The organism is Leptolyngbya sp. AN02str (assembly GCF_050565595.1).
In the GTDB taxonomy this organism is placed as follows: domain Bacteria; phylum Cyanobacteriota; class Cyanobacteriia; order Elainellales; family Elainellaceae; genus Kaiparowitsia.
Window position 1 is genome coordinate 35,456 of sequence record NZ_JBNXVR010000004.1, and the last position, 13,501, is coordinate 48,956.

The 13,501-nt window shown below is 46.0% G+C and carries 5 protein-coding genes, 1 pseudogene and 1 CRISPR repeat array; all 6 genes and pseudogenes read left to right on the top strand.

Features of this window, described 5'->3' with window-relative positions:
- Window positions 1–24 precede the first annotated feature (24 nt).
- The 6 genes and pseudogenes from ACQ4M4_RS04375 (at window position 25) to ACQ4M4_RS04400 (ending at window position 13,439) form a co-directional block, all read left to right on the top strand.
- Window positions 25–192, top strand: a complete 168-nt coding sequence (locus ACQ4M4_RS04375) for a hypothetical protein (protein WP_430683248.1) — start codon at window positions 25–27, stop codon at window positions 190–192.
- Entirely contained in the window at window positions 189–782 is a 594-nt protein-coding gene (gene cas4 / locus ACQ4M4_RS04380) for a CRISPR-associated protein Cas4 (protein WP_430683249.1), read from the top strand. Before ACQ4M4_RS04375 ends, cas4 begins: the two co-directional genes overlap by 4 nt.
- 15 nt (window positions 783–797) lie before the next feature.
- The gene (gene cas1d / locus ACQ4M4_RS04385) at window positions 798–1,802 is read left to right on the top strand and encodes a type I-D CRISPR-associated endonuclease Cas1d (protein WP_430683250.1); all 1,005 of its coding nucleotides are present in this window, start codon (window positions 798–800) and stop codon (window positions 1,800–1,802) included.
- A 62-nt stretch (window positions 1,803–1,864) separates the two neighbouring features.
- On the top strand, window positions 1,865–2,137 hold the full coding sequence (gene cas2 / locus ACQ4M4_RS04390; RefSeq protein ID WP_430683251.1) for a CRISPR-associated endonuclease Cas2: 273 nt from the start codon (window positions 1,865–1,867) through the stop codon (window positions 2,135–2,137).
- Between the two features lie 248 nt (window positions 2,138–2,385).
- Window positions 2,386–11,791: direct repeats of the CRISPR family, unit length 37 nt; unit sequence GTCACTCTCAACCCAAAACCCTTACAGGGATTGAAAC.
- A 4-nt stretch (window positions 11,792–11,795) separates the two neighbouring features.
- Window positions 11,796–12,038, top strand: a pseudogene (locus ACQ4M4_RS04395) (ISKra4 family transposase); the annotation flags it as partial.
- Between the two features lie 387 nt (window positions 12,039–12,425).
- Window positions 12,426–13,439, top strand: coding sequence for a helix-turn-helix transcriptional regulator (locus tag ACQ4M4_RS04400; protein WP_430683252.1), 1,014 nt, complete (start codon window positions 12,426–12,428; stop codon window positions 13,437–13,439).
- Window positions 13,440–13,501 lie beyond the last annotated feature (62 nt).

Below are 13,501 nucleotides of genomic sequence, written 5' to 3' on the forward strand. Positions count from 1 at the left end.
CGGTTTTTAATCCTAGGAAGAACGATGGAAGGAGTAACCATTTTGCCGTTTATGACGGCAGGCTTTGTGCTGTCTGCATGGATAAAGAAAACACCATCGAACATCATTCACCAGGAACTGGAGGGAGCGATCGCTAGATGCCTGCCAGCGTTAATCTGGTTACCACTGGAGAAGCAGGAGTGTGAGGCATGACTGAAAACGACTACAGTCCTATTGCCGCTCTCAATCAATATGCCTATTGCCCGCATCGCTGTTGGCGCATGTTCTGTATGGGTGGGTTTGTCGATAACCAGTACACCATCGAAGGAACAAGCCTGCACGATCGCGTTCATACCACAGGCGAAGGACAACGAGAGGATACATGGCAAGTTCGGGCTGTTTGGCTCAAGTCCGAACGGTATCGCTTGATCGGAAAATCAGATCTCATTGAGGAAAGTGATGGCCAGTGGTTTCCGGTGGAATACAAACGGGGACACCGAGGTGAGTTTGACAATGACAAGTTGCAGGTATGCGCCCAGGCTCTCTGTATCGAAGAGATGACCGGACAGTCGGTAACTCTGGGCTACATTTACTACGCTCAGTCTCATCAACGGCAGCCCGTAGAAATTACCCCAGAGCTACGACAACAAGCGATCGCCACCATTGAAGCAGTTCACCACATCCTGACCACAGGCGAAATGCCCCCTGCTGTGTACTCACCTCGCTGCAAGGGCTGTAGCCTCTACAGCCAATGTTTACCCAAAGCAGCTGATAAAGTGGCCCGCTACCGAGAAGTAGATTGAGAAGGACAAATACCTATGGGAACTCTTTATATCACTCAGGATGATAGCTACATCGGTAAAACAGATGAGCGTCTAACCGTTCGCGCTAACAAACAAACTCTCCTTGATGTGCCTCTCATCAAATTGGATGGTGTTGTTGTACTGGGACGAGCGACGGTTTCTCCGGCGGTTGTCATAGAGCTGTTGGAACGCAAGATCGCGCTCAGCTTTTTGACCCAGACCGGACGTTATTTGGGACGGTTGGAGCCAGAGCTAACGAAAAATATTTTTGTTCGAGCGGCGCAGTGGAAGGCGATTGCCCCCTCCGAGCCTGCCCTCCATGTGGTGCGTGGCTTCGTTCGAGGCAAGCTGAAGAACTATCGTAATGCCCTGATGCGTGCCCAACGGGAATCACCGGAATTCCTACTTCAACCTGCAGTAACTCAGTTAGAGCAAGCGATCGCCCCCATTGAACGGACTCAGACCATCGACTCTTTGCGAGGCTTGGAAGGCAGTGGCAGTGCTGCTTACTTTGGCAGCTTTAATTGCCTGATTCGTGCCGATGGCTTTCAGTTCAAGTCTCGCAACCGTCGTCCTCCCACCGATCCGGTGAATGCCCTGCTCAGTCTGGGCTATGCTCTGCTACGCCATGATGTACAAAGCGCGGTGAATTTGGTGGGGTTTGATCCTTATTTAGGATATTTGCATACTCAACGCTACGGGCGACCCTCACTGGCACTGGATTTGATGGAAGAGTTTCGGCCCCTGGTGGTGGATGCAGTCGTGCTCAGTAGTATCAATCGACGGGCGATCGCTCCCCAAGATTTTGTCACTGAACCCCTCAGTAATGCTGTTTCCTTAACATCAGATGGACTACGCACGTTCCTACGGCTGTACGAGCAAAAAAAGCAATCCAAATTTAAGCATCCCGTTCTGCAAACCCAATGCACGTATCAGGAAGCATTTGAAATCCAGGCGCGTCTTTTGGCCAAGTACCTGATGGCGGAAACCGATAAGTATCCTCCCCTGGTTTTGAAATAAACAATTGGAAAAATCCGCTCATCCATTAATCCGATAATTCAATCATTCACTCATTCACTCCTATGTATGTTGTTATTAGTTATGACATTCCTGAGGATAAGCGCCGTACCAAAATCCATAAAATCCTCAAATCCTATGGGCAGTGGATGCAGTACAGCGTGTTTGAGTGCGAATTAACCGAAACTCAGTATGCCAAGTTGCGATCGCGCTTGAGCAAGTTGATAAAACCGGAACAAGACAGCATTCGTTTTTATTTTCTCTGCCGCTGTTGTCAGGCTAAAGTAGAGCGGATTGGCGGAGAAGCCCTACGAGATGACACAATCTTCTTTGTTTGATGCGCGGAGGGGTAGGTGTTTGGAAGGAAATATGCTGACAAAAGCCGAAATGCCTTGTACTCCTGCTGTTCATGCCTGCTCATCCAAATGAGATTCGCGCACCACTTGAAAGCCTTGCCTTCTCTGACATACAAAGATTCAGCTCATATGAAATTGCAGCCGAATCCCACTCAAAAATGCTACAATTTCAACGATTCGCGCAGTCGAACCTTGAAAACTGCATACAGCAACTATTCCAGGTTCCCGCCGTCACTCTCAACCCAAAACCCTTACAGGGATTGAAACTACTGCCAATCACTAACCCCTATCATCCTATTTAGGTCACTCTCAACCCAAAACCCTTACAGGGATTGAAACCCTACATTTTGGAATCCAGAGCCAATCTCTAAAATGTCACTCTCAACCCAAAACCCTTACAGGGATTGAAACTTCCTGAACATTTTTGTGTGGGTAAGGAAAGCTAGGTCACTCTCAACCCAAAACCCTTACAGGGATTGAAACAAAGCTTGGGATTTCAAAATAGTAATCCTACTAGAGTCACTCTCAACCCAAAACCCTTACAGGGATTGAAACAAATATTAATGATGAATCAAAACATGAACAAGGAGTCACTCTCAACCCAAAACCCTTACAGGGATTGAAACCAACGGGGGGTTTAACAGGAAACGGATTTATTTAGTCACTCTCAACCCAAAACCCTTACAGGGATTGAAACGTGACCAATGATTAATTTATCATGACCTAATGGGGTCACTCTCAACCCAAAACCCTTACAGGGATTGAAACATAAAAGTTTTTTTCACTGTTTTTTGTGTAAGATTGTCACTCTCAACCCAAAACCCTTACAGGGATTGAAACAAAATCTGAGATGCCTCCGGATTGGGGTGAATCTGTCACTCTCAACCCAAAACCCTTACAGGGATTGAAACACAAAAGCTGAATCGACTTCTGAGCCTAATTCTGGTCACTCTCAACCCAAAACCCTTACAGGGATTGAAACTAAGATTTCAGGCGAATGGGTAGACATTTACTCAAGTCACTCTCAACCCAAAACCCTTACAGGGATTGAAACTGATGAACAGGATACCTTTATTGTGAATCCAGACGTCACTCTCAACCCAAAACCCTTACAGGGATTGAAACCCTATTAGGAGGGCAATTTCTAGGGGAGACCTGGCAGTCACTCTCAACCCAAAACCCTTACAGGGATTGAAACAAGGTGTGGAAAGGATTTATAGAAGTGTGCCAATGGTCACTCTCAACCCAAAACCCTTACAGGGATTGAAACATGTTTCTAAATTTGGCTGTTATTCAAAAGATAGTTGTCACTCTCAACCCAAAACCCTTACAGGGATTGAAACAGAAGAGCCTATTATCTTGAACTACCCTACACCCCGTCACTCTCAACCCAAAACCCTTACAGGGATTGAAACAATTCTAACACCAGAGGAAAAGGCAGAGAAAAAGAGTCACTCTCAACCCAAAACCCTTACAGGGATTGAAACTCCTATATAGCGCAGGTATTAGGTTTAATCTCCAGGTGTCACTCTCAACCCAAAACCCTTACAGGGATTGAAACCGATTTTAAGAATGCTCCTGAGCTCTACTATGCCGTCACTCTCAACCCAAAACCCTTACAGGGATTGAAACATAGAAGAAACAACATTAAACGCTGATCCCTTATTGTCACTCTCAACCCAAAACCCTTACAGGGATTGAAACTTTAAGATTGGGTTGGAACTTTAGACCTATGCGAGTCACTCTCAACCCAAAACCCTTACAGGGATTGAAACTCCTAATACTTGGCAGATTTGAGAATTAACCGCTGTCACTCTCAACCCAAAACCCTTACAGGGATTGAAACTTGGAGTTGGTTCATCCGAAATGGGTAAAAACCTGGTCACTCTCAACCCAAAACCCTTACAGGGATTGAAACAGAGTATACCGAAATGAAGGCATCTTTCAAGTGTGGTCACTCTCAACCCAAAACCCTTACAGGGATTGAAACTAGCAATCTGATTCCAATCGAATAGGTTAATTTTGGTCACTCTCAACCCAAAACCCTTACAGGGATTGAAACACTGGATGAGAGAATCAATAAAGAAAAAGCTGGCGTCACTCTCAACCCAAAACCCTTACAGGGATTGAAACTACCACTTGAAAAAAGTTAACCCTAATGGCACATCGTCACTCTCAACCCAAAACCCTTACAGGGATTGAAACTTGAGGTTTATCATTTTTCAGCTGCTCATACAGGGTCACTCTCAACCCAAAACCCTTACAGGGATTGAAACAGCTAGGGTTGACACTTTGGTGAGATCAGCTAAAGTCACTCTCAACCCAAAACCCTTACAGGGATTGAAACATTACTAGAGCAAAACCGGGAAATTGATCGATTAAGTCACTCTCAACCCAAAACCCTTACAGGGATTGAAACTATTGGCTAGTTGATGACAACCCTAATCCTAAAATGTCACTCTCAACCCAAAACCCTTACAGGGATTGAAACTTTATTAGAAACCCAATTAAACATAAACGTGGCTTGTCACTCTCAACCCAAAACCCTTACAGGGATTGAAACACCCTAGAATTCCATCAAGCGAAGTACTCAAACCAAGTCACTCTCAACCCAAAACCCTTACAGGGATTGAAACACCCGATACTGAGTTGATGCCACCAAAGTATAAACGTCACTCTCAACCCAAAACCCTTACAGGGATTGAAACTTTAAGATTGGGTTGGAATTTTAAACCTATAAGAAGTCACTCTCAACCCAAAACCCTTACAGGGATTGAAACAAAGATGCTGATCATTTTTGTGATCTCTGTCGTTACGTCACTCTCAACCCAAAACCCTTACAGGGATTGAAACTACTAGTGCCCTTCCCCCAAAATGAGACCTTATTGTCACTCTCAACCCAAAACCCTTACAGGGATTGAAACAAAAACATAGGTTCCTGCTTTCAAAAACACAGTCTTGTCACTCTCAACCCAAAACCCTTACAGGGATTGAAACAGATTTTTGGAATCTCTACATTTGCAAGGCGGTGAGTCACTCTCAACCCAAAACCCTTACAGGGATTGAAACCTGCTAATAACAAACTAACCGCAGCGGGATCACCCGTCACTCTCAACCCAAAACCCTTACAGGGATTGAAACTAGTAGTTCCCTTCTCCCAAAATGAAACCCTAGGTCACTCTCAACCCAAAACCCTTACAGGGATTGAAACTCTTTTATTGCGCTATTTGGTGTGATAAGAAAACGTCACTCTCAACCCAAAACCCTTACAGGGATTGAAACAATGATTGGCAGTATACCCGGTTAATCGAGCAAGTGTCACTCTCAACCCAAAACCCTTACAGGGATTGAAACAATTTACTGGGCTATCTTTTGGGGAAATCTTACAGCGTCACTCTCAACCCAAAACCCTTACAGGGATTGAAACCTGGATTCCACAATTTCTAATATTGATACTAAGACGTCACTCTCAACCCAAAACCCTTACAGGGATTGAAACAGTTTTAGCTAGGGCAATCGCTTTAGAACCTGCTGTCACTCTCAACCCAAAACCCTTACAGGGATTGAAACGCTTAATCTGCTTAACCCAAACTAATAGGGCACAGTCACTCTCAACCCAAAACCCTTACAGGGATTGAAACCAAGAAGGCCTCAAAAAAGAGGGAGCCCGACAAAGTCACTCTCAACCCAAAACCCTTACAGGGATTGAAACCCATACCTGAAGAATTCCACGTACACCACATTAAGTCACTCTCAACCCAAAACCCTTACAGGGATTGAAACACCGTATCCTATAGCCGTGCTGGTACTACCCAAAAGTCACTCTCAACCCAAAACCCTTACAGGGATTGAAACAACTCGAAACCCTTTACACTCGGTGATTTCGTCGGAGTCACTCTCAACCCAAAACCCTTACAGGGATTGAAACGCATCTCTACTTACTCCCGGTACTGGACTAAACCCGTCACTCTCAACCCAAAACCCTTACAGGGATTGAAACCAAACGCTGGTACCGGTACAACAGTTTCATTTTCCGTCACTCTCAACCCAAAACCCTTACAGGGATTGAAACCAACTTTTCTTGAACAATCACTAGGTCGTGACGAGTCACTCTCAACCCAAAACCCTTACAGGGATTGAAACAAAAGCCATTTTCATCACCTGAAAGGCAAAAGGCGATCGCGTCACTCTCAACCCAAAACCCTTACAGGGATTGAAACAGCTAAATCGCATAAAGCTATTGTTCGCCCATTGGTCACTCTCAACCCAAAACCCTTACAGGGATTGAAACGAAAGTGCGATCGCATCTGCAATTACGTCGCTCAAGTCACTCTCAACCCAAAACCCTTACAGGGATTGAAACGGCCAAAACCCGCCGATCATCATCACCGCTATCCGTCACTCTCAACCCAAAACCCTTACAGGGATTGAAACAAATATCATTTGCTGCCGAATTCTTACAGGTTGGGGTCACTCTCAACCCAAAACCCTTACAGGGATTGAAACCAACCTCCCCGAAATGGCAGAGGAAATCTATCACCGTCACTCTCAACCCAAAACCCTTACAGGGATTGAAACACCTTGCAATATGGTGTAGAACGCGAAGACTGGGAGCGTCACTCTCAACCCAAAACCCTTACAGGGATTGAAACTCAATACCCACACTTCGACAAAGCGATCGCCCTGGTCACTCTCAACCCAAAACCCTTACAGGGATTGAAACGATTGTGTCTATTGCAAACACAATCGACGATGGAAGGTCACTCTCAACCCAAAACCCTTACAGGGATTGAAACTTACTTTTAGGAGATAGAACGATGGCGAATGGATTGGTAAAGTCACTCTCAACCCAAAACCCTTACAGGGATTGAAACACCTGCAACGATACGAAGGCTCAGGAAAACCTGATCCGTCACTCTCAACCCAAAACCCTTACAGGGATTGAAACCTAGCAACCTCTTAGGTAGTTTGAACTTGGAGATGTCACTCTCAACCCAAAACCCTTACAGGGATTGAAACACCTTTTGACCTCCGCCAACATATGACTGTGAGTGTCACTCTCAACCCAAAACCCTTACAGGGATTGAAACCTGATGCCATCAACTACCGGAGCAGATTGGGCTCGTCACTCTCAACCCAAAACCCTTACAGGGATTGAAACTATGCCAAAACAACTACTTTGGGTGCTGATAATTTCGTCACTCTCAACCCAAAACCCTTACAGGGATTGAAACGAAACCGAAGACGATATTATAGAGGTTTAAACAAGTCACTCTCAACCCAAAACCCTTACAGGGATTGAAACAGATTGACGAAGATACCGCGATTCAAAAACAATTGGTCACTCTCAACCCAAAACCCTTACAGGGATTGAAACTTGCTGTGGGGAAAAATGGCACTATTCAAGAAAAGGTCACTCTCAACCCAAAACCCTTACAGGGATTGAAACTAAGGTTTATAGTAGTAACTCAATCCAAAACCCTAGTCACTCTCAACCCAAAACCCTTACAGGGATTGAAACATATGAAATTCTGGCCAATCTTGCAGCGCAAATACAGGTCACTCTCAACCCAAAACCCTTACAGGGATTGAAACTTAACACGCCTAGGTTTAGTCTGTCAAACTTCCGTCACTCTCAACCCAAAACCCTTACAGGGATTGAAACCTTTAGTGGCAAGTCCGATTCTGAGTACCTTTTCGTCACTCTCAACCCAAAACCCTTACAGGGATTGAAACATTCAGCGCGTATTCTAGGGCACGTTGAAAGCTGGTCACTCTCAACCCAAAACCCTTACAGGGATTGAAACAAAGCTGATTGCATGGGGTTTACCGTAAGAGTTCATGTCACTCTCAACCCAAAACCCTTACAGGGATTGAAACACGTTTGGAGCGGACATCAACAGTAAATTGATGATGTCACTCTCAACCCAAAACCCTTACAGGGATTGAAACACCTTAAATGGCATGGTTTCTAATGTTTATTTTCGTCACTCTCAACCCAAAACCCTTACAGGGATTGAAACTTTCAAGAAGCTTCGGAAGATCACGAGCTGTCTGGTCACTCTCAACCCAAAACCCTTACAGGGATTGAAACATTTTTAAGAGATCGATCGTACGCCGTAATCGATGTCACTCTCAACCCAAAACCCTTACAGGGATTGAAACATGACATAACTTAGACAATACTCTTATGTCGAAGACATAAGCCTATGGTCACTCTCAACCCAAAACCCTTACAGGGATTGAAACCTGCAAGCGATAGAGGCCGATAGAGGAATCTCTAGTCACTCTCAACCCAAAACCCTTACAGGGATTGAAACATTAGCGGAGCAAGTAAGGGTTCCACAGGCTCAAGGTCACTCTCAACCCAAAACCCTTACAGGGATTGAAACCCAATTTGAGATTTTTGTTGAGCGATGAGATAGGTCACTCTCAACCCAAAACCCTTACAGGGATTGAAACCTCAGGCGAACAAGGCGAACAGGAGGCGAACAATGCGTCACTCTCAACCCAAAACCCTTACAGGGATTGAAACAAGAAATTTTGCCTCAAACCCAACGGGGAGACGGGTCACGTCACTCTCAACCCAAAACCCTTACAGGGATTGAAACACAGGTAATTTTAGGCTGCGATCGTTGCTGATGCTGTCACTCTCAACCCAAAACCCTTACAGGGATTGAAACACTCTCATCAGAGAAAATAATATGGCGGATCCGAGGTCACTCTCAACCCAAAACCCTTACAGGGATTGAAACAATCTCCAACACGCGGGCTCACTCTAGGGTGAGCGTCACTCTCAACCCAAAACCCTTACAGGGATTGAAACCTCGGATAGATTTCTGTATGGATGATCTACACAAGCGTCACTCTCAACCCAAAACCCTTACAGGGATTGAAACGACGAACTTGACACCAATACGAATAGCCATAGCTCGTCACTCTCAACCCAAAACCCTTACAGGGATTGAAACGAAGGGAACAAGACCGCAATATAATCTATCGCAGGTCACTCTCAACCCAAAACCCTTACAGGGATTGAAACTATCGACTTGCTCTTCAAACTGAGCACACCAGATAGTCACTCTCAACCCAAAACCCTTACAGGGATTGAAACCCAGCGAACAAGAGTAGAACCATTTGGAGTCACGAGGTCACTCTCAACCCAAAACCCTTACAGGGATTGAAACATCGGCAGAGCCAATCTTGTTGAACGTATCGAATGCGTCACTCTCAACCCAAAACCCTTACAGGGATTGAAACCAGATTTTCGCTCAACCAAAACCAAGCCGCGACAATGTCACTCTCAACCCAAAACCCTTACAGGGATTGAAACTTGGGGTTGGGGTATTGAGCGCTCAATGTATCTAAGTCACTCTCAACCCAAAACCCTTACAGGGATTGAAACCTATTTACGGGTTTCCTCTTATGCTTTTTGAATGGTCACTCTCAACCCAAAACCCTTACAGGGATTGAAACCGTTTGATTCGCGGATAGCTTCAGTTGCTTCACGCGTCACTCTCAACCCAAAACCCTTACAGGGATTGAAACGGGTGACGCTGGCTTGCAGGGTGGCAACGCTGGACGAGTCACTCTCAACCCAAAACCCTTACAGGGATTGAAACACGACGATCGCATTCTTGGGCAGCACCTTTTAGGAAGTCACTCTCAACCCAAAACCCTTACAGGGATTGAAACACCCCGACCGAAGCAACCCCCTCTCATGGGTAAGCGTCACTCTCAACCCAAAACCCTTACAGGGATTGAAACAATTTCGACAATGCTGAAGCCTTGCCAGATTTGGGTCACTCTCAACCCAAAACCCTTACAGGGATTGAAACCCCTCCAAATGCCGTAACACCTGTCGTGAACCAATGTCACTCTCAACCCAAAACCCTTACAGGGATTGAAACCGCTCTCGTCCTTGGGGCGATCGTCGTGTTCGTAGGTCACTCTCAACCCAAAACCCTTACAGGGATTGAAACTGGGTGCTGATAACTTTATCCAGCCGTTGTTTCCGTCACTCTCAACCCAAAACCCTTACAGGGATTGAAACAAACGAATTATAGCATTCGTGATTTACCACTCAAGTCACTCTCAACCCAAAACCCTTACAGGGATTGAAACATGGTTAGTGATGCGCCTGATGCTGGCGAAGTGCAGTCACTCTCAACCCAAAACCCTTACAGGGATTGAAACCTCGCGACCCAAAGACAAGCACGATCTTTTGGCTTGTAGTCACTCTCAACCCAAAACCCTTACAGGGATTGAAACCAGTGCAAAACAACACGGTCAACGTCACCAGCGCTGTCACTCTCAACCCAAAACCCTTACAGGGATTGAAACTCACTTTTTGATCCTCGAAAGAGTAACAACTTCAGTCACTCTCAACCCAAAACCCTTACAGGGATTGAAACAAAAGCTGGTTGCCTGAAAAGTTCTGGTTGGCTTAGTCACTCTCAACCCAAAACCCTTACAGGGATTGAAACCGATCTAACGCCTGATGGCAGTTTTATCGATGACCGTCACTCTCAACCCAAAACCCTTACAGGGATTGAAACTCTCCCACGCTTGGGCTGGACAAAAGAATACATTGTCACTCTCAACCCAAAACCCTTACAGGGATTGAAACAGCAGTACTCGCCAAGATTGTGGCCGAGCGAAAGAGTCACTCTCAACCCAAAACCCTTACAGGGATTGAAACCTGGTGTGTTGAGGCTGTACGTGGGGTGATTCACGTCACTCTCAACCCAAAACCCTTACAGGGATTGAAACACAAGCTCAGCACGGCAATGGTGCAATTCTTGCTCGGTCACTCTCAACCCAAAACCCTTACAGGGATTGAAACCGGGTAGATGAAACTGCATACATAGGTATTACTAGGTCACTCTCAACCCAAAACCCTTACAGGGATTGAAACCGCAAGGTGCAACTGGACCGCAGGGAGCGACAGGGCGTCACTCTCAACCCAAAACCCTTACAGGGATTGAAACCATCAAAACCAGGGATGCCATTTTTGCCCAACATGGTCACTCTCAACCCAAAACCCTTACAGGGATTGAAACTCAACATTAAGATCCCATCGCTCAACCATCTTGGGTCACTCTCAACCCAAAACCCTTACAGGGATTGAAACGTAGATGTTCGTGGCGTTGGCAACCTTCACCCGATGTCACTCTCAACCCAAAACCCTTACAGGGATTGAAACATTGAAGATTTAGCCGCCATCTATTTTGAGGAAACGTCACTCTCAACCCAAAACCCTTACAGGGATTGAAACACTAGAAGCCCTGATTGGCACGGCTCGGCTCAATGCGTCACTCTCAACCCAAAACCCTTACAGGGATTGAAACGCGGATCATCATCGTGAGGGCATGACACACTGCGGTCACTCTCAACCCAAAACCCTTACAGGGATTGAAACTCAAAATTGACTTTGGGACGTAATCCCAACAGTTGTCACTCTCAACCCAAAACCCTTACAGGGATTGAAACGGCTAACCAAACACGGCTAAACCCGATCGCCTCAGCGTCACTCTCAACCCAAAACCCTTACAGGGATTGAAACGAACACTAACCCAGCCATTGGCGTACATGGCTGAGTCACTCTCAACCCAAAACCTTTACAGGGATTGAAATCCCCAACAACCGTCCCTTCATCCCCAACTATGGCGATCGCTATCGAAATGGAGAGCGGATTTCAACGGGATTTGTGGAGTCTACGGTCAATCAAGTTGTCAGCCAGCGGATGGTCAAGAAACAGCAGGTGCGGTGGAGCCGCAAAGGAGCCCATTTACTGCTGCAGGTGAGAACTCGTGTTTTAGATGGAGAGTGGCGCAATACATTTGAGCATTGGTACTCAAAGGCTGAAGTCAAAGCAGCTTGACAGGGGTTAAGGGCGATAGAATTGGCCAGGATTTTGAAACCGAAAACAGATGCAGAGTGCAATGGACTATCTGCGCGGGAAGCAGGTCATCAAGGCTGGAACCTGCATTGTAGCGTTGTCGTTGTGCCAATTAGGCAACGAGAGAATGCGGCACTCAGACTATAACTCGATAGAGATATAGTCCTTTTGTAGTCCAATGCTTTTTTGATCAGCCTGTGTGCTAATTCACTTGTCGTTGCAATCCCCAACTTTTTTCCACTCTCTCTACAAGACGGCAAAGCCGAGCAGGTTTTGTATATAGAAAAGTGCGATCGCCCAGAATTGTATGGATGGTGATAAATTATTGAGAATAGATTTCAACTAGACTTTTTCTCTGCCGTCTCCACCATGACGCTCATTCTTAACCAATCAGATTGGGACGAACTGTGTGAACAGGCTCCTAAACCGCACTGTGGCAATCCGGTGCTCAATGATGTTGAAGAGTTAATGGGTGTGCCAGAACGCTTGGGCCGAGGCTATATCCGAAACATTGAGTTATCACCTGGAATGGGGTTGCATTTTGCAGACCGGGAATACCATCAAGACTTCATGGTGAAAGCACCAATCCACAATCATCCGATTCAAATCGGAATTCACCTGTCAGGCTTTATCTACTTTGATACCGTTCATCCCAATTTAGGTGGAACTTGCAGCTACTTTTCGGGGAGCGGCATCTCGCCTGCCTACGTTGAAAAATACAGGGCAGGAGAGCGACTGATCGATGTGAATATCGAGATTGAGCCGGAATGGTTGGAGTCATTTCTAGTCGATGAACAGTACGATCCTGAAATTCTGAAGTGCTTATTTAAAGGGGAGGATTGGAAAGTCTCGTTTTACCCAACCGTGACTCACAAGATGCGATCGCTGGTTCAACAGATGTGGAATGCCCCGTATCGCGGTGCAGCAAAGCGGATGTATCTTCAGGCAAAGGTGCTGGAACTGCTGGCGATGCACCTGGAAATCATTGCGGATTACTCCAATCAAGCGCCGAGTTCACGACTGAAACCAGAGACGATCGCTCGTCTAAATTACGCCAAAGAGATTTTGACCAGCCAATTTGCCAATCCGCCCTTGTTGTCAGACTTGGCGCGACAGGTGGGTGTGAGCGATCGCACGCTGCAACGGGGCTTTCGAGCACTCTTCAACACAACGGTCGTGGGGTATTTGATTCAGCAACGGCTGGAGCAGGCAGAAAAGTTGTTGCGGCAGGGGAATCTGAAGGTGACAGAGGTTGCCCATCTCGTCGGCTATGAGCATCTAGGGCAATTTTCGGCAGCGTTTAAGCGGCAGTTTGGCATTACACCGCGTCAATGTTTGGCAGGGGAAAAGACGGTTTTTAGATCAAAGGCGGATTTTAGATAGACAGGCTAAATCAACTTCTCTACACTACTCGCTATTGCTATTAAGAATAATTGCCAATAAAA

What these genes read in the sequence shown, in the direction of transcription:
- ACQ4M4_RS04400 (WP_430683252.1), top strand. Translation starts at nt 12,426, where the DNA reads ATGACGCTCATTCTTAACCAATCAGATTGGGACGAACTGTGTGAACAG.
- cas4 (WP_430683249.1), top strand. Translation starts at nt 189, where the DNA reads ATGACTGAAAACGACTACAGTCCTATTGCCGCTCTCAATCAATATGCC.
- cas1d (WP_430683250.1), top strand. Translation starts at nt 798, where the DNA reads ATGGGAACTCTTTATATCACTCAGGATGATAGCTACATCGGTAAAACA.
- ACQ4M4_RS04375 (WP_430683248.1), top strand. Translation starts at nt 25, where the DNA reads ATGGAAGGAGTAACCATTTTGCCGTTTATGACGGCAGGCTTTGTGCTG.
- cas2 (WP_430683251.1), top strand. Translation starts at nt 1,865, where the DNA reads ATGTATGTTGTTATTAGTTATGACATTCCTGAGGATAAGCGCCGTACC.